We start from the raw sequence: 23,391 nt of genomic DNA on the forward strand, positions 1-23,391 counted from the left end.
ATGTTCAACACGCGGTCTGCCGACAGGGCCGCGGTGTCCAGGAAGACCGCCGTGGTCCCAGCGGCGACCGTTTGCGCCGCGTCCGTGCTGAAGGTTTCCGCTGCGCCTCGGAGTTCGTGCTAACGACGGCTACGCAGGCGATCTCGGGCGCAAAGACGTTCAGCAACGGCCTTACGGTTGGGGATGGGCAGGCCGTGACGTTGCGCAGCGGCGTGACCGTTGCGTCGGGCGGCGCCAACACGATGACGCTGACGGCGTCGTCTGGCGTTACGACAAGTGCGGCGCTCACCGTGACGGGCGTTCTCACCGCAACCGGCGGGCTCCGAGGCGCAGCGGAAACCTTCAGCACGGACGCGGCGCAAACGGTCGCCGCTGGGACCACGGCGGTCTTCCTGGACACCGCGGCCCTGTCGGCAGACCGCGTGTTGAACATTCCAAGCGCCGTCACCGCAGGCGCCGGGAGGATCCTGACCATCAAGGTCACCGTCCTCAACGCGGACTTCAACTACATCGTGACGCCCGCGGCTGGCAACATCGACGGCGCGGCGGACTTCGCGATGACGCAGAACAAGCTGGAGGGCCTCGTGCTCATGAGCGACGGCGCCAACTGGTTTGTCATCTCGAACTACCTGCCGTAGGAGCACGAGATCGCCCGGCGCGCGTTCCCTCGCGCGCCGGCCCTCGTTCTTCCTAGTTCCCCCGAGCGTAAGCTTGAGTCGCGCAACGCTTCGCCGCGGCGGCCGCAAACCCTTATCCCCACCCGCCGCATCCGGCGGCGGGTAGGGACCATGTCCGCCTCCGCTGTTCGAATCGTCCTGCTTGCGATCGCCGTGCTCGCCGCGCCGCTTGCGGGGTGCCTGTCGCCCGGAGGAGGCGACGGCCCTGGCATCCGCAGCCTCTCGGGCGTGGGTCCCTCTGCGGGCGGCAACGTCACGATCCAAGGGGAGAACGGGATCGAGGTTCGCACGGACCCCGAAAACGCCACCGTGCGCGTGGGCGTCGGCGACCGGCTGCGGGCGGGGCACACGGTCCAGGCGTGCGACGGCGCCTGCAACGCAATCGAGGTGCCGCCGGGCACGCTCGTCGCTGAGGGCATCCTCGTCACGTTTGGCAACATCACCGTGAACGCCGTGGGCCCCGACCGCGACAGCGCGATCTTCTTCTTCGACGCGGGCGACTTTGCCGGCCAATGGCTGCGGTGGGTCGATTCGCTCTCCCTGTTCGCGCTTTCGGCGCCGCTGTTCGTGAACGGCAACGTGACGGCCACCCACCACGTGGGAACGGTTTCGATCGCGACCACGCCTTCGGGGCCCATCGAGCTTCGAACGGCCGCGACGGAAGGCATCGAGGCCACCGTGTTCGTCCGCGGAAGCCACCGGCTGGCCAACGGAACGGCCAACATCACGTTTCCCGAGGCCATCCAACTCCTCGTGTCCAACGCGCCCTCGGCGTTCTACACGTGCATCGTGACGCTCACGAGCCCCGGCCCGGCGCTCTACGTCTCGTCGAAGGGGCCCGACCACTGCACGGTGCGCACGGCCGACGGCTCCAACGCCGAGCCCACGTTCGACTTCTTCTACCAGGCGACGCGGCGCGGCACGGAGGACTTCCGCGCCGTGGGACCGGTGAGCTCGTGACGGGCGCGCCCGCGGACCCGGCGTCGATCCTGCGCGGCGCGCGCCGCATCGCCGTCGTCGGCTTCTCGGCCACGCCGGGAAAGGATGCGCACGAGATCCCGAAGTACCTCCTCGAGCACGGGTTTGACGTCGTGCCGGTGAACCCGACGGCGCCCGAGATCCTCGGCCGCAAGGCGTACGCGTCGCTTGCGGAGGTTCCCGGCGAGATCGACATCGTGAACGTGTTCCGGCCCGCGGAGGAGGCGCCGGAGATCGCGCGGGCGGCCGCGCGCAAGGGCGCGCGCGCGCTGTGGCTGCAGACGGGCCTTGCAAGCGGGGAGGCCGCCCGCATCGCGCGCGAGTCCGGAATGGCCTACGTCGAGAACGCCTGCGTGCGCGTCACGCATCGCCTGCTGCGCTGAGGCATTACTGCGCAACTGCGCAGTAAAATCGGGGAAGGTCCGCTTGCCCGCTTCCGAGTAGCTATTTACGCCGCCGTCAATCATTATATAGACTGGGTCGTCTAGCGGAGCCACCGGGATGTACGTCATCATTGGCTGCGGGTCGGTCGGATTCAACGTCGCCCGCATGCTGCGCGATCGCGGCAAAGAGATCCTCATCCTCGACAAGAGCAAGAAGCGCGTCGAGGACCTGCGCGACGGCGAGCTCAACGCCGCCGTCTGCGACATGGAGCGGCTCGACCCCTTCCGCCAGGAGCTCGAGCAGGCCACCGCCATTCTCCTCCTTGGCTCCAACATGGAGGGCAACCTCGCTGCCCTCAAGTGGTTGAAGGGCGAGGTCTCCGAAGCCTTCGTCGTCGTCCGCGCCATCGACCCCGTCTCCGCCGAGGCGTTCGAGAAGGCCGGCGCCGACCGCATCGTTCGCCCAAGCGAGGTCATCGCGCGCTCGGTCATCCGCGAGCTGCAGGAGTTCGAGGTGCAGAAGGCCGGCTCCGCCCTTGCCAACATCATCCGCGGCGCGCGCAGCCTTGCCATCGTGCTGCACAGCTCGCCCGATCCCGACGCGATGGCCTCGGGCATGGCGTTGCAGGCGATCTGCGAGCATCTCGGAACGACGGCCGAGCTCTACCACGGCGGCAAGGTCGGCCACCAGGAGAACCGCGCCTTCGTGAACCTCCTCTCGATCCGCCTCACGGAGATCGGGCCCAAGGAGGATCCGATGGACTACGTGCGCCGGCACGACAAGATCGCGCTCGTCGAGTGCGGCGTCCCCGGCAAGAACAACGTCCTTCCGCCGGGTATCGTGCCCGCCGTCGTGTTCGACCACCACCCGCTCGACGAGGAGGACGCCGTCGCCGACTTCGTCGACGTGCGCGAGGGCGTGGGCGCCACGGCCACGATCCTCACGAAGTACCTTCAGCAGCTCAACGTGCCCGTCTCGCCGCGCCTGGCGACGGCGCTCCTGTACGCGATCCGCACGGACACGCGCGGCTTCACGCGGGGCGCCACGGCCGAGGACATGGCGGCCGCGACGTTCCTCTCCGCGTACGCGGACATGGCCCTTCTCGAGAAGATCGAGACGCCCCCCATGGCCGGCGAGACGGTCGACGTGCTCGGTCGCGCGATCCGCAACCGCGAGGTCTACGGCTCGCACCTTCTCTCCTGCGCCGAGTTCATCCACGACCGCGACACGCTGCCGCAGGCCGCCGACTTCCTGCTGCAGCTCGAGGGAGTGAACACCGTTCTCGTCTTCGGAATCGTCGACGACGTGATCCACATGAGCGCGCGCTCAAACGACGTGCGCATCAACCTCGGCGAGCAGATGGAGAAAGCCTTTGGCAAGCAGAACGCCGGCGGCCACGCGCAGAGCGCCGGCGGCCAGATCAAGCTTGGAATCTTCGGAAACGTGGAGGACCACGACGCGCTGCTGCGCCTTGCCAAGGACGCCGTGCGCAAGCAGTTCTTCCGCATCGTCGGCATCGAGGCGCCCAACGTGTCCTCGTCCGCAAACCCGACGGCGTGACGGCGCGGCCGCCGGGCGGAAGGCGCGCGAAACGACACCCGCTTCCAAAACAAAACTTCCTCGAACCGCCTGAAAGGCGTATTTGCTTCTTTGGGAGAACGGCCAAATACGGCGGCGTCTGGCAAGAGGCCGGGGGTCAGCAAGGTGGAACCCAGCAAGCGTAGGGGAATGCGCAAGGTTTCGAACGACGACGACGCCGTCTCGCCGGTGATCGCGGTCATCCTCATGGTGGCCATCACCGTCGTGCTCGCGGCGACCGTGTACATTTGGGTGACAAGCTTCAGCAGCCAGCAGGACGCGGGCGTGCAGGCGAGCGTGCAGGCGACCTCGCTCAACCGCACGGGAAGCGGCGCCCAGCAGGACACGATCCGGATCCTGCTCTCAAACGCGGCCGACGCGCCGTTCCCGGAGAATCAGGTCTCCGTCACGGTGAACGGAGCAAGCGCTACCGCGTACACGAACCAGGCCATGACGACGACGCTTGCCTCGGCCGGCCAGTGGGGCAACGGCGGCGCGTTGTACGTCGCGTGCACGCCCGGCGGCGGCAACCACAACCTCGTGGTGACCATCCGCGGCAGCGTCGTGCTCGCGCAGTCCGTACGGTGCTAGGGGCTCCCCGCCCGTGGCCGGGCGCGATGCGCCCGGCCTTCTCTTTTTCGCTGCGCGACCGTGACAACGTCACGGGGTTGCGTTGACAAATCCAAAATGGATCGAACGGCGTCTCGCGGGGGGGAAACTTTCTATTTGGTTCTTTTGCGCAACGGCCAAATACTATCCCTCCCGGTTTCGGCCTCGGAAGGGTCAGGCGTCCGCATGAAAGCCAATCGCAGATTCTCGCACGAGAACGACGAGGCCGTTTCGCCGGTGATCGCGGTCATCCTCATGGTCGCCATCACCGTCGTCCTCGCGGCGACGGTGTACATTTGGGTCACGAGCTTCAGCAGCAACCAGCAGGCGCCCACGCAGGCAAGCGTGCAGGCGTCGGCCATCAACCGCAACCCGAGCACGAACTCGCTGCAGGACACGATTCGGCTCCTGCTGTCGAACGCTCCGGAGGCGTTTGGGGCAAGCTCGATCGTCATCACGGTCAACGGCACCGCCGTGGCGCACGCCAACATCTGCCTGGTTCAGCCCAACGCGACGGTTGCCGGAACCGGCACCGGAGCGACGTTCTGCGATCTGAACACGAACACGCTGACGGTGGTGGGCCAGTGGGCCAACGGCCGTTCCCTGTACTTTGACTGCAGCGGCCCCGGCGACAACGAAGTTGTCGCCACCGTACGGAACAGTGTGGTCCACTCGTCCCGCGTCCGCTGCGACGAATAAGGAGGATACACCATGAAAGCCAACCAAGCACGCGGAGACGAGGCCGTCTCGCCGGTGATTGCCGTCATCCTCATGGTGGCCATCACCGTCGTCCTGGCGGCGACCGTCTACATCTGGGTCACGAGCTTCAGCAGCCAGCAGGACGCCGGCGTCCAGGCGACCGTCGTCGTCGATACGTTGGACAGCGACGGCGACGTGCAGTCGGACACGATACGCCTGCTGCTTTCGAACACCGCCGAGTCCTTCGCGGCCGCCCAGGTGACGGTAACGAACAACGGCGCGCCGGCGACGCTGTACACGGACCAAGGCACCTCCGCGGCCTTCAGCACGGCGTGGACGAGCGGCACGTCGCTGTTCCTCAACTGCACGCAGGGCAACAACGAGATCATCGTGACCCTGCGCAACAGCGTCGTTGCAAGCCGCACGGTCCGCTGCGACGAAGCGACCCCGTAAGTCTCGCAAACGCGTCGAGCTCGCGCGCGGCGCGGGCTTCGGGCAGCTCCGGCCGCCGTTGGCGGCCGGCGCTTCTCCTCTTCTTTTTGATCGTCGCGCTCGTTAGTGTACGGCTTGGCGACCTGCCGCGGGCAGAGCGCACGCGGCTTCGCGGGCCGGCGCGGCGCGGCGGCAGGTGTCTCGGCCGAGGGAACGATCGCGGCGCCCTCGTAACCCGTCATCAACCTTCTCAAAGCGTTCGGCGCTCCGGGCAACCGGTTTGCAAAGGGTGAACCTGTCAATGTGGCGGGTGAGAATGCCACAACTACGCACGGCTGCGTCGGCGCCCATCGGATCGCGGCTCCCGACACGCCCGATGGTTCGATCCCGTTCGGAAAAACGCCCGGTATCCCGAAAGTCCGAAACGCACGATTTCGCGTGCTTCAAGTGGAGACTTCGGCGCGAAGCAAGCGTTCGTTTGGAATGCATTTTCCGCTATGGAGAAACCAAGAACGATCGAACCGATTCCGCGCTCGCTGCGCATTTTCATGTATTTCCATCGATTAATACCGATAAAACCGACACGCTTAAATGAGGGAACGATTCTTACCGGGTCCGTCAGCCGCAGCACAACCTACGCTGCGCCGCGCCTCGGCCGCGAAAAAAAGCCGGGATGGGACACACAATCCAACGCATCATGGAGGACAACACAATGTACGGCGTATCCAAGAATCTGAAGATCGGCGCGTACACCGCTTTGGCAATCGCGGGTACGCTGGCAGTGTTGTCGATTACTGCCCCAAGCGCCCAGGCCACCATCATCGGCGAAACGTTCACGGAGAACGCCGCAGCGAACTTCCCCAAGCCGGGCGAAGAGTTCGCGCTAATGCGCATCAGCGTGGCGGACGAAGGAACGGACGATACGCACGACAACATCACTGCAGTGCGCGTGTCGCTTGCTACGTCCCCCGGCCGCATCGACGTCTCCCAGATTTCGAAGGTCAACGTCACCGTCCGCACGACGGGAACGAACGTCCGCTTCAGCGAAACCACCACTGCGGGGGACATCGAAACCCTCATCACGACGGGCTACAACGCGACGTTCACCAAGATCAGCGTGCACGATGGCGTCACGGCCCGCATCTGGATCAACCTCACGCTCGCCTCCAACGCCGTGCCCGGCAAGACTCTGCTCGGCGCGGCCAACGTATACGTTGAAGACGTTGACGACAGCGAATCCTGTGTAAACCAGATTTGCGTGGAGTCTGTCGCGGACACGCAGATTTCGATCGTCGCGTCGCCAACGCTTCCCGACTTCACCATCACGGGCTTCACGGGCGCTTCGAGCGCTGGCACGGACATGTACGTGGCCAACGCCAACAACACCATCCTGGTCACGGCACGCAACGCCAACGCGTCCGACTACCAGTTCCTTGGTATCGACAGCGTCCAACTCTGGTACCGCTTCTCGCAGGCTCCCTTTGGCGGCCCGCAATTTGCGCAGCAGACGAACGCATGGACGCCGCTCTACCTTCACTGGAACAAGACGACCGACGACAACCTGAACCAGACGTACGACACGAACCCGTCGGTCTCGGGAGCCGGGCAGTGGGTCTTGGCGACGCCCGTCTACACGGACATCGGCACGGACACCGTCAACACGACGAACATCCTGTTCCAGCTGCAGAACGGCTCGGGCTACTACGAGTTCTTCGTGCGCGCTACGGATAAGGCCGGCGCCGTCGAGCAGGTCCCGACGACCTTCGACGCCCGCGCCCTCATCGACGAGGGCGGCGAGGACGCCTTCCTGCTTCGCATCAACAACAACCTCGTGGGCCACGAGGCGGCCACGCGCACCGGCATCTCGGCGACGGTTGAGTTCAACTCGACCCACAGCCTCCAGGTGAGCGGCGCCGTGACCGCAAGCGACGTGCTGTGCCTCAAGAAGCCGGGCAACATCACCGTCGCCTGCCGCGACGGACCCTCGGCCTCCTGGTCGAACATCGTGTTCGACACGCTTGGCCACTGGTGGATCCAGGACGGCGTGAGCTCGACCGTCGGCAAGAACTTCACCGTCTACGTCAACGTCACGCCGCAGATCCTGCTGCTCACGCAGCCGGCCTCCGTCGTGTACTCGAAGACGTCGTTCAACGCCAGCATCACGACGACCGTGACCTGGCCCAACGGCACGGCCGCCCAGGGCGCGCTCGTCCAGGTGTGGGCCCCGACGGACACGCCCGGCGTGAACCACCCGCGCCGCAACGCGACGGTGGCCGCGGACGGCACGGCCACGGTGAACGACATTCCGATCGCCAACAACGGAACGGGGATCTACCAGGTCACGGCCGTGCTTGGCGCGACCACCTACTCGCTGAGCGCCCCGGCCGCCGGCCTCCAGAACTGGACGGTCACGGCCACCACCCCGGCGGCGGTGATCGCACTGAACAATGCGACCGGTGGATTCTCTACGGGCAATGTAACGGCGAACTTCACCTTCGCGAGCGACGGGAAGTCCCTGCTGGGCACCCTGACGGGCACGCTCGACGTCGCGCGGCAGTTCAACATCACGGTGACGCGGGACAACGCGATCTTTGCCTACCTGAATGCGACGCGCAGCACCCCCAGCAGCTGTGCGATCACGGACGTGGCCAACGACACGACCGCGCTGTTCATCAACATCTCTTGCCCCGGTTCTGGCAACATCACGCTGCAGCCCAACGGCGTCTGGCAGACCGGCACCTACTCGATCGAGGTCCGTGCGGACACAGTCGGGACGACCGGAGCGGTGAGCGGCTGGGAATACATCGGCTCGGTTGCGTTTACCGTGCCATCGCCGACGCCGGGTGTCGTCATCCGGCAGGGCGAGACAATCATTTGGGACACGCGCACGAACACGGGCACGAACCTCATCGAGCGCGTGGTGCCGCCGGGCGATCCGGGCACGTCGGCGGCTGGGCTCAACCTGACCTTTGAGTTCATCGGCCGCCTCGGCGGCGAGGCCGGTGGGCCGACGGGCGTGACGGACACCACGGCGCTGCACCAGCGGTCCAACCGCTCGGGCGCCAACGTCACGATCTCGGGCGACGTGCTCTTTGGTCTCGACACCACGGGCTCGAGCACGACGCGTTGCGGCACCCCGTACGCCTGGGCTGTCGTGTATGGCGACATCTGCGTGTCGGCCTCGCGCATCGGCTACGACACGACGACGAACCGCTACTTTGCGCAGATCCTGCCGACGAAGTCCGGCGGTAGCGTGGACTTGCGCTTCCGCTGGAGCAATCCGAACATCACCCTGGACGAGTCGGTCTCGATCCCGGTCCGCGCGGCCGTTACGAGCGGTGTGATGACAGTCACCCCGACGACCATGGGCACGAGCACGAATACGACCGTGACGATCACGTGGCGCGAGGCCGGCGGCGATCCGGCCCGCGGACGCATCCAGGTGTCCGCCTTCGACCAGTCGGGCGCGCGCGTCTTCACGGGCTTCACCGTGTTCGACTCGTTCGGCGCAACCGGCGCCGCTGTGACCGTGAACGGCAGCACCAACGCAGGTGCCGGCGCCGTGACGGTGTTGTACATCAACGCGTCCGCCGACGTCGTAGGACGGCACATCGTGCTGAACGCAAGCCAGCAGCTCGCCGACGGCTCGGAGATCTCGCACGCGCTTGCCAAGATCGCGGTTGTTCCCACCCACGACGTCGTGGTGACGGTCAACAACACGCAGGCGGTCGCGGGCAACCCGACGGTCTTCCAGGTGAACGTCACGCGGCTGGGCTTGCCCTTCGACGCGGACGTCTGGTTCCTGACGACCCAGGAAGTCGCGGACCTGCGCAACAACGGCACGCTTCCGACGCTGTCGGACGCGGCCTTCGCGCGCACGTTCACGGCCTCCGCGAGCGGCGTCCGAGCCAGCACGGGCAACTACTCGAAGTCGATCATCCTGACGAAGGTCGACCCCGAGGGCATCTACTTCGTCTACGCTCGCAACACGAGCAAGACGCACGACAACCTCGACGGCCTCGTGCAGGTGACCGTCCGCAACGTGACGGTGGCGTTCACGCCGAACTCGGTGCCGCTGCAAATCGGCACCGTCGAGGCGTTCCAGAACATCACCGTGAACGTCTCCGTGACGAACCCGTTCACGGGCGCGCCGCTCAACGGCACGCTGACGATGGTCAACCACTTCGACACGTCCCACGGCAACGCCTGGGTCTCGGCCTTTGGCGCGGCGTGGACGAACGGCACGACCTTCACCGTGACGAACGGCTGGATCGGCCAGGGCGTGAACGTGACGGGCATTGACCTCGGCGTGGTGAACTTCACGTTCACCATGGCGACGACGAGCGCGACGGCTGCCAGCATCGACGGCACCTTCACGGTCGTGAGCCCGGACATCACGATCTCGCCGGACCAGATCGCTTCGGGCCGCGCGACGACCGTGACCGTCACGGTGCGCGACGTCGAGGGCCTGCCGTTGTCGGGCCTCAACATCGCCATTCAGTGCCCCGGAGCGTCCGGCAACGCCACGACCGGCGCCAACGGCGCGGCGTCGCTGCGCCTGGCTCCGACGGCGCCTGGCCTGTGCCCCGTGCTCATCAACGGCACGGCCACGGGACGGTTCGTGACGGTGGCCACGAGCGCCCTTGTGATCGTCATCTCGCCCGGCACGTCCATCGAGCAGGGCGGCCAGGTGACGGTCACGGTGCGTGACGTGGACGAGACGGCCGCCCTCACGGCGACGCCTACGATCCGCATCACGCCGCCCTCGGGCGCGGACATCACCGTGAACGCGGCCACGCACACCTTCGTGCCGACTCAGCTTGGCACGTACTCCGTGCAGGCGACTGCGACCGGCTACGCGTCGGCCACGGCGAGCTTTGCCGTGGTCGAGCCGACGCCGGGCGCGGCGTTCAACTACACGAACTTCGACGTGCAGCCGCGCACGGTCACGGCCGGCGACGTCATCGTGGCAACGGTGAACGTCACGAACACCGGAGGCCGGGACGGAACCACGCAGGTGGCGCTCATCATCAACGGCGCCCAGCGCGGTTCGCCAGTCACGGTGAACCTGGCGCCTGGCGCCAGCCAGCCGGTGACGCTCAGCTACACGACGACGTCGCAGGACGTCGGCACGCTTAGCGTGCGCGTGGGCGACGCGACCCCGATCACGGTGACCGTGAACGCCTTCCAGCCGCCGACGAGCACCTTCGCGTACAGCGGCCTGCAGGTGCAGCCCACGACGGTCACGGCCGGGGACGCGGTCACGGTGCGCTGCACGGTGCAGAACACCGGCACTGCGGCCGGCTCGGTGAACGTGCCGTTCAAGCTGAACGGTGCAACCGTGGCCACGGTCCCGGTGACGCTGAACGCCCAGGCGTCGGAGACGGTCCAGGCGCAAGTGACGGTGCCCGCGGGAACCCCCGCCGGGCAAGCCCAGGTGAGCTGCGGTGACACGGCGGCTCAGACCGTGACCGTGAACGCTCGCGGTCCTGGCGTGCCCGGCTTCGAGGGCCTTGCGGCCATCGGCGCCTTGGGCGCGGCGCTGTTCGTGCTGCGGCGCAAGAACTAGATCGAACCTTCGGCCGGCCCAGCGCCGGCCGATGCATCCAAGGCGAAACGGGCGGCCTTGCGCCGCCCGTCTTCTTTTCTTTCTACCGAAGACCCCTAGCGCACGCTAGTGCTCTGGGTGTGTCTTCCAGAAAACGGGGGCCTACGTGGCCTTCCCCACGTGCTTGGGGGCGGCCTGCTCGCCGCGGGCCTCTTTCACGATGGCCGCGACTTGGTGCAGGAGGGCGGACTTTGCCCCGCGCGCTTCGATGAGGACACGACCCCGCCGTTCCCAAGGCCGGCTCGGATGCGCCCGTCCTTTCTCGAGGACCGGGCGGAGCTTCAGCGCGAGCGCCGCCTTGGCGATCTCTTCGCTCGTGGGCCCGCGGACTGCAAGCTCGCGCGGGACGCGTCGCGTTGGGCGGGGCTCGTTGAGGTCGAAGTAGGATGGGTAGAGAACGTACCGCTCGTCGCCCTTGGAGACCACGGGCACCCCGTGGCGTCACTCGACGAGGACGGCGCTGATCGTGCCGTCTTGGCCTGGCCGGCTGGTCACGCGCGCCTTGCCCTTGCTCGTCACGACGATGGCTCCCTTGGTGATGATGTTCCGCCGGATGAAGTTCGGGTTGGCGGGGTTGTCCGTGACGGTCTTGATCTCGGCCTTCACGGTCTTGTTCGTCTTCGGATCGGTCACGTAGGCGACGCTTGCCTGGAGGATGCGGATGCGCGTCTGGCCGCCGCGGATCCGGACGCTCTTGCGCTTCTCCTCGCCGATCGTGGGAAGGTGCGGCTCGCGTCCGATCTCGAACTTCCGCTTCTTGTGGGCGGGCCGGAGCCGGCCGCCCGAGGGCTTGCGGCGGGAGATGCCTTGCCAGAGCGCCATGAGAATGACCGGCTCCGTATTCCAGGTTCGCTATTTAAGGGTTCGGCGGGTGGAGAGAAGGCCCACGAAAAGTACTTGAAGCCCTACGAACACACACCGGCCAGGCAGATAGGGAGGAAAGTGGGTTTCCCAGCTATACGAAACCTACTTATATTCGGACCTATCGAAGGGTGCGCAGCATGGTGAGGATCCAACGGAGGGAGGCAGAGGCAGAGATCATCACGGTCGAAGATCTTAGCCAGGCCATTCAAGACAAGATCGGTCTCATCCCGGAGGAGGCCGACCGAGACGCCGAATTTGTGATGGACATCTTCGGTTTCAACGACCGGATCATCGACAACGTCCTGGAGCCGGAGGACCGGCAACTCTTCTACATTCTCGAGGAGGAGGGCCTCCTTACGACCGAACGCGAGGAGACCACCCTCTACGACGGTCGCGAGTGGCGCACGCACTACTGGCTCTTCCGCAAGGACAAGATTCTGGGCGCAGCCGACGAGCACCGCCAGAAGCTCGCGCAGAAGAGCGAGGAGTTTGCCATCTACGAGGAGCTCCCCGAGGACGTCTGGGCGACGCGCGCACGCATGTAGCCCGTTTTGGCCGGGTTTTCGCGTTTTTTCCGTCGTTGCGGGCGTTGGGCGAGCTCCGAACGCCCACGCAATCTTTATGGCACGTCAAGGCTAGCGGGTGGACGAGCCGGAATGGCGTTCTCCGTCCGCGACGTCACGGCCGACCCGGAGGTCCTGCGGCTTCTCTCGTCGCAGACCCGTCTCCAAATCCTGGAGCATCTTTCCGGTCGCCGCATGACCGTAAGCGAGCTCGCTCGGGTCATGGAGCTGAACAAGTCCACCCTGCATGAGCATCTGGGCAAGATGGTGGGCGGCGGTCTCATCGTCAAAGTCGAGAGCCCGCAGCGCCAGTGGGTCTATTACCAGTTGTCGGCTCGCGCCCAAAGCATCCTTCTTCCCGGCGCCTCGCGAACCTACGATCTGCCCTTCTTTGGCGCGGCCACCGCCGTGGCGGGCGTGGTCGCCATCGCGCTCGTCTTCGCCACGGCCGGTCCCTTCTTGCCGGGGCTCGTCCACGAGGCGCCCGTCGCGACCTTGGCAGGCGGACAGGCGATCGCGGGCGCTCCCACGACGTGGAGCCTTGCGCTTTCGCGCCCCCTGGCTGCGCCCACCGTCGAGATCTTGGACGGGCCCGAACCGCTTGAGGCCAACGTGCTTGCCAAGCCCGCCGCTCGCGTGTCCGGCTCGACGCTTACGTTCCTAGCCACGCTGCCGGCCGGCGAGTTCTGGTTCGCGGTTTCGGGCGAGGTCGACGGGCGTTCCGTCGCGTTCGCGCCGGTTGGAGCGCGCGTCGAATCCCCTTCCATCGTCGCAAGCCCGAGTGTCCTGCTGGCCGGGGTCGACCACGCCTACCGCGTGGACGCCGTCGTGCGCGTCGGGCAAGGCCCCGTGGCCGGCGGAACGCTCGTGCTCCTCCTGCCGCCGGGGTCGGCCGTCGACGCGCCGGAGGTGCAAGTCGGCGAGCGCGGAGAGGCTTCCTTCGTGGTGAGCCCGCTTGCCCAAGGCGTGCTTCGGTTCGCGTACCGCGCCCCGCAGGATGGCAGCGAGCTCGTTGCGGCGCACGGCGAGATTCCCATCGAGGCGCCGCATGCGCACCTCGTTCCTGGGCGGCTTGTTGCTGGCCAGGTGAACGCGCTGGAGGTCCGCATCGAGCACCCCGTGCGCGGTCCCGTGGCCGCCGTTCCCGTGCACATCCGGGACCCGCGCGGGCACGTGCTGGCCCAGGGCCTCACGGAGGCCGACGGAAGGGCGATGCTCGTCGTCCGCCCCTCGACGCCCGGCGAGCTGTTCCTCGTGGCGGGACGCAGCGAGTCCTGGTCGTTGGCGGCCGGGACCGCAAACGTGCAGTACTTCGCGGTGGCCCGCACCTTCAGCGTGGCTTCGGGCGGCGGCGGGCTGGAGTCGACGTTCCGCGCCTACCTTCACAACCAGGGAACCGGCCCCGTCCGCGAGCTTGTCCTCTTGCGCGTGGACGGACGCGAGGTGGACCGGCAGGAGGTCACGCTGGCGCCCGGCGAGGGGCGGCTTGTCGAGTTCGCGCCCGTGCGCACGACGCAGCCCCAACATCTCGTTGCGATCTCCGGAATGCCCCCGTTTGCATGGCGGTCGGGCGCCGGTCCCGCATTTGCCGCTTTGGACGTGGCGCCGGTCGAGGACGCTCTGCCCGTTCTTCTCCAAGGCGCGCTTGTGACCAGCGGCGTGGCAGTCGTGCTCGGCGCGCGCCGGCGCTGGCGGCCGCACGATCGGTGAACGGGCCGGCACCGGCACTTTCGGCGAGCCCGCGCTCCACGCTTTATGGGCCGGGTGCGATGGAACCTCCGGAGACGATGGATTCGGAGTGCGCGTTGGGTTGGACAGGTACGGCAGACGGCGCCGCTTGCGCCGGCTGCTGGCTGTTTGAATCCGGACAGTGCGGCCTCGAGCGAGCGATGGTCGCGGCCGGATACGCGCAGATCCGGCCCATGAGGTCTCTGGAGGCGCTCCTGCCGGCTTGACGAAGGAACCGCCACGCGCCCGCCCCCGGTCATCCCCTCTGCCATCCGTTGTGTCCCTCCGGCCGGGCGGGATCGCGCGGCCCCGGCTGTCACGCCGGTGCGTCCCTTCGCCTTCGGCCGCACCCGGCCCTCGCATGCGAAGCGGGGCCGGGCGGTCGTGGCGAAATCGAAACTTTCGGCGTCCCGCCGCGCTCTTCTTATAGCGACGCGGACGCTGGCGGATCGTGCATCCCTTCCCCTACCCGCCTCGCCCCCACCAGGCGCAGGTCGTCGAGCGGGTCGAGGAAGCCTGCCGCGCCGGGGCTCACCTCGTTTTCGAATCTGGAACCGGGACCGGCAAGACCGTGTGCGTGCTCGCCGGCACGCTCCCTTCCGCCGAGCGCCTCGGCAAGCGCGTTCTGTACCTCACCCGAACCAACAGCCAGCAACGGCATGTGCTCGAAGAGTTTCGGCGTCTTCGAACGGCCGATCCCTCCGCGACGTGGACGGCCGTAGGCCTCCAAGGTCGGCGGCACCTTTGCTTGCTGGCGCGCGAGGACGCCGAGTTCGAGCACGCCTCGACGGACGAGCTTGCGCACATGTGCCGCGACCGCAAGCGCGCGACGGAAGGGGCAGTGGCCTCCGATCCGGACTTGGCAGACGACGCGCTTCCGGTCGTGGGTCCGGCCGATTGCCGTTACTACCGAGCGACCCTCGCGGGACGTTCCGCGGCGCTCCTGTCGCTGGCGCGTCGGGAGGTCCTGTCGGCGGAGGACATCGTCGCCGCCGCCTTGGCGGAGGGCTGCTGCGCGTACGAGGCGACTCGCGAACTGTTGCCGGCGGCGACCCTTGTCGTGGCGTCGTATCCCTATTGGTTCCACGCCCCGCTGCGCCGGGCGCTCCTTTCGTGGATGCGCTGCGGGCCTCGCGACCTCGTCGTGGTCGTGGACGAGGCGCACAACCTTCCGGCGTACGCGCGCGAACTTGGCGGGGCCGAGCTGCCGCTTGCCGCCATCGACCGCGCGCTTGCCGAGACGCGCGAGTTTGGCGACGTCGCCCTGCAGGGCGTCCCTGCGTCACGCCTCCTTTCCGTGCTGCGGGCCGCCGTGGAGGATCTCGTGCGCGAGCACGTGGCCGACGAGGACGGACCGTTGCCCGAAGGGGAGCTGGAGGCACGCCTCCTCTCGGGCCTGCGCACGACGAGCCGAACGCTTGCCAAGGCCGTCGCCGCGTTGATCGCGTACGGCGAGAGCGTGCGGGTCCGCAAGCGCAAGGCCTCGCGCATGCCGCGCTCGTACGCCGGATCGGTCGGCGCCTTCCTCGTCGCGTGGGCCGCCTGCGAGCCGCCCGGATGCATCCAGGTGGTGGCGCGCGACCCGCCTCGTCTCGTCCTTGCCTCGCTGGATGCCGCGGCGGCCTGCCAGCCCCTCGTGGAGGCCCACGCGACGGTCCACTTGTCCGGCACGCTCACGCCGCTGCAGGAATACCGCGACGCCGTGGGCTTGCCGCCTGATACCCGGCTGGCGAGCTTTCCGTCCCCCTTTCCGCCGGAGAACCGTCTTGCGCGCTACGTGCGCGACCTTTCGACGCGCCACGAGGCGTTGTCACGCGATCCCATGCTGTTTCCGCGCCTGGTGGCCCAGATCGATCGCATGGTAAACGGCGCGGGCCGGCCCGCCGCGGTGTTCTTCACGAGCCACGCGCTCATGCGCAAGGCCGCGCGCTTGACGCGGCTTCCGCGCGTGTTCCTCGAAGAGGAAGACCTCGGCCAGGAGGCGCTCATGCGACGCATCCAGGCGTTCAAGCGCGAAGGCGGCGCGCTCTTTGCGGTCCTGGGAGGCCGCATTTCCGAAGGCCTCGACTTTCCCGCCGGAGAGCTCGAGCTCGTGGTCGTCGCGGGGCTACCCTACCCCCGCCCGACCTATCGGCTTCGCGCGCTGGAGCGGTACTTCGACCTGCGGTTTGGCAAAGGGTTCGAGTACGCGATCCACGCGCCCATGCAGCGGAAGGTCCGGCAGGCGGCGGGCCGTCTCATCCGCTCGCCGCAGGACCGCGGCGCGCTTGTGGTTCTCGACGATCGGGCCGAGCGCCTGGCCTCCGTCCTCGACGGCCTGGAGCCCTGCGAGGATCCGCTCCGCGACGTGCTCGACTTCTTCGCGCAGGAGGTTCCGACGCAAAGGCTTTGACGCGGCCGCGCGTTTGCGATGCGAGGATTCCCCGTGGCGCTTCCCCTGGACGTGCTCGAACGCGTGATGAACCGCCGGCTTGCCGTCCAGCTCAAGGGGGGGCGCACGCTGGAAGGCAAGCTCGTCGGGTACGATCAGTACATGAATCTCGTGCTGGAGGAGACGGAGGAGCGCGCGCAGGAGACGTCGCGACGCCTGGGTACGGTCGTATTGCGGGGGAACAACGTCGAAACGATTTCGCCTCGCGGCTGAGAACCGCGACGCGACCGGAATTCGTTCGCAGTTTATATGGGGAAAAGGGAAACCGTTTCGCAACCTATATATATAGACTAGGCGAAATATGCCCTACGGAAGGGCCCGGCTGGTAGTTGTTAAGTGCATCCCATCCCCTCCTAGTGAGGCCAGCGCACCCTTCCACTTTTTCTCCTCTAGTCGCACGGCTACCTCGTTCGATCGTTCTTGACAAAACCGCCGATGATCATCGTTGCATGGCGGCGCCGCGCGCTTGGTTCACGTGGGAACTTCGGCGCGGGAAGCGTGCCTCGGATTTCCTGCCGCCGGGTACAAGGCAAGCCGCCGCGCGTCGCGCCGGATGGCAAGGGCGCCTTCGATCTCAAGTCGGCGCACTTGGTAGTGCACCGTGAACGGCGACAATCCCAGGACCTCGGCGATCCGCGCGACCGACGCACCCGGTTCGCGAGAGACGGCATCGAACACGCGCCGCGCGGAGGGCGAGAGGATTTCCGTCGACGTGGCCTCGCCTGCCGCCGCATAGTAGACGCGGGCGCGACGGGTCCGGGGGCGCACCAAGTGCGCCCGGGCGAGGAGCCGCAGGTGGTACTGGGCGGTCGTGTAATGGACTTCGAGCTCCCGAGCGACCTCCGCGGCGGTGAGCTGCCGGCCGACAAGGAGGGCAAGCACCTGCCCGCGGACGCGCTGGCTTGCGACTCCGTCGGCGCGAAGGCGCGAATACAGCGCCACGGCCACGACGGCGGCAACCGAGGAGACGAGGATTCCAAGCACTGGCAGCTTGGGCGGGTCGGGATCCGCGCGAAGGAGCGAGGTGGAACGGGAAGTCGCGGGCCCGTCGCGCACGCCGGCTCCGCCGACGGCAGCCGGGCCCTCGTCGGCTCGCGTTGCGCCCGCCGCGAGGCTGGAAAGCGTCTGCGCAAGCGCGCTTTCCCCCGCGCGCTCGATCTCGCGCGCGGTCGAGCCCAGGGCAGCGACCGGGGCGGAAGTTCCTCCCTTCCCCGGCAAGGCAAGCGGAGAGGCGGCGGAGACGCAATGCGCCCCCCACCGCTCCCGGGAGGGTCCAAAGATTGAGGTGCACGATCGCAAGAGATCGGCCGAGAAGTCGAGCTTACCCCGCCAGGCGTCTGTGATTGCCGGAGCGTCGAGCCCGTGCTGCACGGCGGCTCCATCGGTGGCGTCGAGGTGCGACGCGGCAGCTTCGTGCGCGGCCACGAGCCCGACGTGCTCGAACACGTCGCTTCGGATCGGCATGCCCGGGGACCACAGATCAAGGCAAACCCACGCCTTCTGCTCGCAGTTGGAAAAGGTCGGCGGCTCGTCGATCTGGCCGGGCAGTGGGTCGGCCGGGTCGACGCTTGACCAGGACGTGGCAAGCAGCATTCCGGCGCCGGCCGAAGGCATCGCCCAAAAGGCGACGGCGGCAGCGAGCCAAAGCGCGAGCCCAAGCGCGCGCCGTGGTCTTGACCCGTCCATTCCTCTCCCGGCTGCCCGTGCCCCGGAGGACTCATAAGGGTTTTGGCGCCGGGCTCGCGGGCGCCATAGAACTTTTCCGAACCGATTCACAAACGCGCGTCAAGGGCGTTTCAAGGGAAGATCCCTAGAGGAAGGAACTTCACGTCGGGAAGGCCAAGGACGTTCCAGCCGGTCGATTCCTGCGGCATCGCGTCCGTTGCCAGATTGCCGTTGCCGACTCCGGCCTCGATTCGAACCGCGGTTCCTTCGATCGGCCAGGATTCCACCGCTGTCAGGCAATAGTCCCCCGTGGAGCGCGATGCCACGACGTAGGATGTGCCGGAGGATACGAGGACCGGAGACACCTCGGTGTAGTTCCATACGCCGGCTTGGATCGTCGAAACCGCAGCCATGGCGAGCTCAGCGGCGTCGCTTTCGCGGTACAATCGCACGGTTCGTTCGCCCGGCGCGCAGCTTGAGCCAAGCCCGACGATGAATCCGTCGACCTTCGGGATGAAGCGGTAGCCCACGTTTGCGTCCACGAGGTGGCGGTGTTCGGCGAAGTCCCCGATTGCGGTCTTAAGCGGCGTCTGGACGATGGGGAGGTCGCCCAGCCCTTCGGCTGCATGGGCCGGCAGAAGAGGGACGAGCATCGGGGAGGCAATCGACGAGGCGAGCACCAAGGGAATCCAAGCGCGCATGGTTGGGCGATGCGGCGTTTGCCATCATAAGCCGTGTGCGAATCGCCTCACAAATGCTTGCAATCGGCGTCGTCGCGCGGCGCGCATCGTGAATCGAGCCGCCGCCGTCCGCCCGTTCGATCCGCGCAGTAGTTTCAGGGCACCGTCGTGATCGTCGCGCCGTCGCGGCCGACAAGGACGGTGTGCTCGGCCTGCGAAACCATGCCGTTGCCCGCTTCCCGAAGGACCCCGTACGAGGAAATCGCTCCGGATTGCAGCAGAAGCCGAAGCGCGTAGTCGAACCAACGCTCCTCCACGGCGCCGGCGACCCATCGCGCGGCAAAGGGCAGGTGGGGGTGTCGCTCGGCGATGTACGCGAGAAGCTTCTTTGCCTGAGGGTTGCGCTGCGGCTTGTTGGCCAGGAAATGGTAGATGTTGCCGTCCTCGGCCTCCTTGATCCGGCCGACGCCCGTCGTCGCGAAGGGCTCGATCGCGATCACCATGCCTTCGTGCAGGACGCCGTGCCCGCGCGCGACGTTGGGGACCGACACGCCGGCGTGCAGATGGTACACCTCGATGCTGTGCCCGGTGAGATTCACGATGGGCTCGAAGCCCCGGCTGCGGATCTCGCTTTCGATCGTCGCGCCGATCTCGGAGAGCTTGGTGCCGGCCTTGGCGACGCGCACGGCGGCCAGCATGGCCTCGCGGGACGCCTCGATGAGGCGAGCGTGCCGTTGCGTGCCGATCTCGACCGTGACGGCCGTGTCGCCGATGTAGCCGTCCACGTGCGCTCCCACGTCGAGCTTCACAAGGTCGCCGGGCGCAAACGTGCGCGGGTCCTTCGGGCGGGGGCTGTCGTGCGCGGCGTCGTGGTTGATCGAAAGGTTCACGGGAAACGCCGGCTGGGCCCCTTCCTTGCGGATGAAGGCCTCGATCTCCTCGGCCACGTCGAGGAGCCTTGCGCCCTCGCGGAGGAGCGTTGCGCCGTGCGCGCGCGCCTTTCCGGCGATGGCGCCCGCCTTCTTCGCCTTCTCCTGCCAATCGGGGTCGGGCGCGTCGTCGTGGTCATGGACCATGCAGGCCAAGCTCCGCCGCGGAAATCGTGCCCTCGCGGATAACCTTTGCCCGCGGCCCCGTCGCGTCCACGACGGTCGGCCTTCCCCCGACCAGGACCCCGGCGTCCAGGAACGCCCGTGCCGCTCCGCCCGCTGCCGCGCGAGCATCCCGGAGCGTTTGCGGCGCGGCGTCGCCTTCCCGGGCGGCGGTCGTGGCCGTGAGGGGGCCAAAGGAGCGCGCAAGCGCTCGCGCGGCGGGTTGCGCGGGCACGGTCACGCCAAGCGAGCCCCCGCCGCCAAGGAGCACGTCGGGAAGCCCAGGTTTGGCCGGCAGAACGAGCAGGAGCGGACCCGGCAGGAACCGCTGCGCGAGCGCACGCGCGGCGTCGTTGAGCTTGACCAGGCGACCCATGTCGTCGAGGTCGGCCACCGCGACCGGGAGAGGGCGCCGACCGGGCCTCTTCTTGGCCTCGTACACCTGCTCGATCGGCGATTCGCGCAGCGCGTCGGCACCCAGCAGGTACGCGAGGTCTCCCGGGTAGACGACGAGATCCCCGTCGGAGAGCGCCCGCAGCGCGGCGTGGAGGGTCTCGGCGTCTGGCGCCGGGCCTGCAATGCCCGTTCTAGGGCCCCCTGTCGGAGAGCTTCTCCTTCAGGAGGTCCCCGAGCGTCACGGGTCCCCCCGCCTTCTTGCCGCCCGGCGGCGGCGAGGCGGCCGTGGCCTCGGGCGCCTCCCGCAGCGTGATCCCAAGCTCGCGCTCCAGGCGCTTTGCGAGATCGTCGCTGGGGCGTTGCTGGCCAAGCTCGACCTTCGAAAGGAACGTGGCCTTCTCGTTCAGCTTCTTGGCGAGGTCCTCGACCGTGAGGCCCTTGCGCTGGCGGGCCTTCCGGATGCGTTCGCCGTAGTCGGCGGCAAGTTCGGTGCCCATCTCGGCGAACACGTCCCGCTCCCGGGAACGCGCGGCCCGTCGCTGGAGGCTGTCGACGACCCGCGAGCGCCCGGTCACCTCCCCTTCCGCCCCCACGTGCTCGACGCCGAACCGGGCGCAGGAGGGGCACACCATCATGGGGGTCCCCTCGATCGTGGCTCGGCGAAGCGGCGCCTCCGCTCCGCACATCTCGCAAGGCATCGACGCGCCTACGCGCTTTTGCCGCTTGAAGGTATTGACCACCCGCCTGCGGCGGGGGCCGGGTGGACGCTCGAAAACGCGAGCTTGCCGGCGTCGACGGAAGAGGCTCCAGCCGATCTCCCGAACTTGAAAGGACCGTACGAAAAGGTTGAAATATGGAGAAGGCGAACGGGGGGCGGGTTTCCCACCGTCATGGTGGGCGAGGCGTTCGTTGGTGACTTGATGCCCGAGGAAACCGAGGTCGAGACCGTCGCGGAGGTGGAGGGCGAGGAGTACTCTCGCTTCCTGGAAGACAAGGTCCGGGCGTTGGAGGAGCGCTTTGGTCAACTCCGCGAGCAGAAGCGGCGCCTCGAGAACCAGTACCGCATCACCGAGATCGACAACCAGCGCCTCTCTCGCGAGCTCAAGCAGGTGCGCGCGGAGATCGAGAAGCTGCGCACGCCCCCCCTGATCGTCGGGTACGTGAAGGACGCGCTCGCCGACGGCCGCGTCGTCCTCAAATCCTCGACGGGGCCCCACTTCGTCGTGCACGCGGCCGAGAGCGTCGATCGCAAGCAGCTCGTCCCGGGGTCCCGCGTCGCGCTCAACCAGCAGACCCTCTCCGTCGTCGCGATCCTTCCGCCGTCGATGGACCCGCTCGTCTACGGCGCGGAGATCGTGGAGCGCCCCGACGTCGGCTACGACGCCATCGGCGGCATGGCCGACCCCGTGCGCGAGATCCGAGAGGCCGTCGAGCTTCCCATGAAGAATCCCGAGGTCTTCGCCAAGGTGGGCATCGAGCCCCCCAAGGGCGTCCTCCTCCACGGTCCGCCGGGCACGGGCAAGACCCTCCTTGCCAAGGCCGTCGCGCGCGAGACGAACGCCACGTTCATCCACATCGTCGCAAGCGAGCTCGTCCAGAAGTACATCGGCGAGGGCGCGCGCCTCGTGCGCGAGATTTTCCAGCTCGCGCGCGAGAAGGCCCCCTCGATCCTCTTCATCGACGAGCTCGACGCCGTGGGCGCCAGCCGCTACGAGGCCTCCACGAGCGGCGACCGCGAAGTGCAGCGCACGCTCATGCAGCTCCTCGCCGAGATGGACGGTTTCTCGGCGCGCGGCGACGTCAAGATCATCGCGGCGACGAACCGCCCGGACATGCTCGACTCGGCCCTCCTGCGGCCGGGCCGTTTCGACCGGTTGATCGAGGTCCCTCTGCCCAACCTCGTCGGCCGAGCCGAGATCTTCAAGATCCACGCGCGCAAGATGCAGCTTGCCGAGGGCGTCGACGCCACGCGCTTGGCGGCGCTGGCAGGGCACGGCGCGACGGGCGCCGACATCAAGGCCATCTGCACGGAGGCGGGAATGTTCGCCATCCGCGAGGGGCGCGACGTCGTCCGATGGGGCGACTTCGAGCGCGCCGTCGAGAAGGTCCGCGGCGCGGCCATGAAGGAGTCGCAGAAGGTCGTCAAGGACGCGGCGTTCGCGTAGAGGCGGCCATCGTCCACGGAAACGACGAGAACCTTCTTGAGGTCCCCGTCCCACGCGAGGGTCGGGAAGTGGCATTGACATGCGGAGAAGCGACCGGTTCCTCGCGGCGCTTGCGATCGCAAGCCTAGGACTGTCCCTCGGCGCTCCGGGGGCGCAGGCGGACCACGTGTACGAGCTGCCCGTGTGGTTCACGTGGGACACGGCGAAGCTCGACGTGCTCGTCTTGGGCACGGTCGACCCCCTGTTCGGAAACGCCATCCTGGACGCTCTCCAATCGTGGAAGCGCGGCATCGCGCAGCTGGCGCCCCCGTGGCTCCAAAGCGAGCTTGAGATCCGGGCCCTCATCCCGGGAATCTGGGGCGGTCCGGACCCCGGCTTTGAGGCGCACGACGTGGAGATCTTCGTGGTGCCCCAGGGCCTCATGGCCTTTCATCCGTGCTTTGTCGAGGTGACCTGCCCCACCGGCAAGTACTGCGTCGCGTTTGCGCCCACGCAGCGCCCGACGGAGGGGCGGGACGACTTGTACAAAGTGGCGCTCCACGAGATCGGCCACTGCCTGGGGCTCGATCACGTCTTCCACAACAACGTGGAATACTCGCCCGCGTTTGACCCCATGGGAAGCGGCTTTGGTTCCCCCCGTCCGTGTCCCAGCAACCTCAACGCCCTTGCGCTCGAGCGAGTCTTTGGCGGACTCCTCGGGCGCGAGAGCGGCGGCACGGTCACGATCTCGGCGAGCGACTACCGGCAGTCGAACTGCGGCAGCGCGGCCCATTGGCCCCCGCCCCTGCCGTAGTTTGGCGCGTCGAAGCTTGCATCCAACATCCTTAAGCCGTAGGGCCGCAA

Annotated in this window: 21 protein-coding genes; 14 read left to right on the forward strand and 7 right to left on the reverse strand. The window is 67.5% G+C overall.

The window, feature by feature from the left end:
- From VM681_02930 to VM681_02965, 8 genes are all read left to right on the forward strand, one after another.
- A partial coding sequence (locus tag VM681_02930) for a hypothetical protein (GenBank protein ID HVL86950.1) occupies positions 1–638 on the forward strand: 638 nt, incomplete at its 5' end.
- A gap of 150 nt (positions 639–788) precedes the next feature.
- Positions 789–1,637: a hypothetical protein gene (locus tag VM681_02935; GenBank protein HVL86951.1), complete on the forward strand. Its 849-nt coding sequence runs from the start codon at positions 789–791 to the stop codon at positions 1,635–1,637.
- Complete coding sequence (locus VM681_02940) at positions 1,634–2,038, forward strand: CoA-binding protein (protein ID HVL86952.1); 405 nt, start codon at positions 1,634–1,636, stop codon at positions 2,036–2,038. Before VM681_02935 ends, VM681_02940 begins: the two co-directional genes overlap by 4 nt.
- Before the next feature lie 118 nt (positions 2,039–2,156).
- Positions 2,157–3,599 (forward strand): DHH family phosphoesterase, encoded by a 1,443-nt coding sequence (locus VM681_02945; GenBank protein ID HVL86953.1) that lies wholly within the window; start codon positions 2,157–2,159, stop codon positions 3,597–3,599.
- Positions 3,600–3,767: 168 nt separating this feature from the next.
- Positions 3,768–4,208 carry a type IV pilin gene (locus VM681_02950; GenBank protein HVL86954.1) on the forward strand — a complete coding sequence of 147 codons (441 nt, stop codon included), beginning with the start codon at positions 3,768–3,770 and terminating at the stop codon, positions 4,206–4,208.
- A 204-nt stretch (positions 4,209–4,412) separates the two neighbouring features.
- Positions 4,413–4,925 carry a type IV pilin N-terminal domain-containing protein gene (locus tag VM681_02955; protein ID HVL86955.1) on the forward strand — a complete coding sequence of 171 codons (513 nt, stop codon included), beginning with the start codon at positions 4,413–4,415 and terminating at the stop codon, positions 4,923–4,925.
- A 12-nt stretch (positions 4,926–4,937) separates the two neighbouring features.
- A complete protein-coding gene (locus VM681_02960; GenBank protein HVL86956.1) occupies positions 4,938–5,378 on the forward strand; it encodes a type IV pilin N-terminal domain-containing protein in 441 nt (146 codons plus the stop codon).
- Positions 5,379–6,141: 763 nt separating this feature from the next.
- Positions 6,142–10,926: a CARDB domain-containing protein gene (locus VM681_02965; protein HVL86957.1), complete on the forward strand. Its 4,785-nt coding sequence runs from the start codon at positions 6,142–6,144 to the stop codon at positions 10,924–10,926.
- 141 nt (positions 10,927–11,067) lie between these two features.
- On the opposite strand, the gene VM681_02970 is transcribed toward VM681_02965, so the two are convergent.
- Both VM681_02970 and VM681_02975 read right to left on the reverse strand, forming a co-directional pair.
- Complete coding sequence (locus tag VM681_02970; GenBank protein HVL86958.1) at positions 11,068–11,397, reverse strand: signal recognition particle subunit SRP19/SEC65 family protein; 330 nt, start codon at positions 11,395–11,397, stop codon at positions 11,068–11,070.
- A 9-nt stretch (positions 11,398–11,406) separates the two neighbouring features.
- Entirely contained in the window at positions 11,407–11,787 is a 381-nt protein-coding gene (locus VM681_02975; protein ID HVL86959.1) for a 30S ribosomal protein S8e, read from the reverse strand.
- Positions 11,788–11,966: 179 nt separating this feature from the next.
- Between VM681_02975 and VM681_02980 the strand changes: the two genes are divergently transcribed.
- From VM681_02980 to VM681_02995, 4 genes are all read left to right on the forward strand, one after another.
- Complete coding sequence (locus VM681_02980) at positions 11,967–12,374, forward strand: DUF6015 family protein (GenBank protein ID HVL86960.1); 408 nt, start codon at positions 11,967–11,969, stop codon at positions 12,372–12,374.
- Between the two features lie 111 nt (positions 12,375–12,485).
- Positions 12,486–14,102, forward strand: coding sequence for a winged helix-turn-helix domain-containing protein (locus VM681_02985; GenBank protein ID HVL86961.1), 1,617 nt, complete (start codon positions 12,486–12,488; stop codon positions 14,100–14,102).
- A gap of 469 nt (positions 14,103–14,571) precedes the next feature.
- Positions 14,572–16,512: an ATP-dependent DNA helicase gene (locus VM681_02990; GenBank protein ID HVL86962.1), complete on the forward strand. Its 1,941-nt coding sequence runs from the start codon at positions 14,572–14,574 to the stop codon at positions 16,510–16,512.
- A gap of 33 nt (positions 16,513–16,545) precedes the next feature.
- On the forward strand, positions 16,546–16,764 hold the full coding sequence (locus VM681_02995; GenBank protein ID HVL86963.1) for an LSM domain-containing protein: 219 nt from the start codon (positions 16,546–16,548) through the stop codon (positions 16,762–16,764).
- Between the two features lie 258 nt (positions 16,765–17,022).
- Here VM681_02995 and VM681_03000 read toward each other — a convergent pair whose 3' ends face one another.
- From VM681_03000 to VM681_03020, 5 genes are all read right to left on the reverse strand, one after another.
- A complete protein-coding gene (locus tag VM681_03000) occupies positions 17,023–18,144 on the reverse strand; it encodes a helix-turn-helix domain-containing protein (protein ID HVL86964.1) in 1,122 nt (373 codons plus the stop codon).
- Positions 18,145–18,347: 203 nt separating this feature from the next.
- The gene (locus VM681_03005; GenBank protein ID HVL86965.1) at positions 18,348–18,917 is read right to left on the reverse strand and encodes a DUF4082 domain-containing protein; all 570 of its coding nucleotides are present in this window, start codon (positions 18,915–18,917) and stop codon (positions 18,348–18,350) included.
- Between the two features lie 134 nt (positions 18,918–19,051).
- Positions 19,052–19,972 (reverse strand): type II methionyl aminopeptidase, encoded by a 921-nt coding sequence (gene map / locus VM681_03010; protein HVL86966.1) that lies wholly within the window; start codon positions 19,970–19,972, stop codon positions 19,052–19,054.
- Entirely contained in the window at positions 19,962–20,567 is a 606-nt protein-coding gene (locus tag VM681_03015) for an L-threonylcarbamoyladenylate synthase (GenBank protein HVL86967.1), read from the reverse strand. The genes map and VM681_03015 overlap by 11 nt, the downstream gene beginning before the upstream one ends.
- A 7-nt stretch (positions 20,568–20,574) precedes the next feature.
- On the reverse strand, positions 20,575–21,081 hold the full coding sequence (locus VM681_03020; protein ID HVL86968.1) for a multiprotein bridging factor aMBF1: 507 nt from the start codon (positions 21,079–21,081) through the stop codon (positions 20,575–20,577).
- 222 nt (positions 21,082–21,303) lie between these two features.
- Here VM681_03020 and VM681_03025 point away from each other — a divergent pair, with 222 nt between their 5' ends.
- Both VM681_03025 and VM681_03030 read left to right on the forward strand, forming a co-directional pair.
- Complete coding sequence (locus tag VM681_03025) at positions 21,304–22,548, forward strand: proteasome-activating nucleotidase (protein HVL86969.1); 1,245 nt, start codon at positions 21,304–21,306, stop codon at positions 22,546–22,548.
- A 79-nt stretch (positions 22,549–22,627) separates the two neighbouring features.
- On the forward strand, positions 22,628–23,341 hold the full coding sequence (locus VM681_03030; protein ID HVL86970.1) for a matrixin family metalloprotease: 714 nt from the start codon (positions 22,628–22,630) through the stop codon (positions 23,339–23,341).
- The last annotated feature ends 50 nt before the right edge of the window (positions 23,342–23,391 follow it).

The organism is Candidatus Thermoplasmatota archaeon (genome assembly GCA_035541015.1).
Taxonomy (GTDB): domain Archaea; phylum Thermoplasmatota; class SW-10-69-26; order JACQPN01; family JAIVGT01; genus DATLFM01.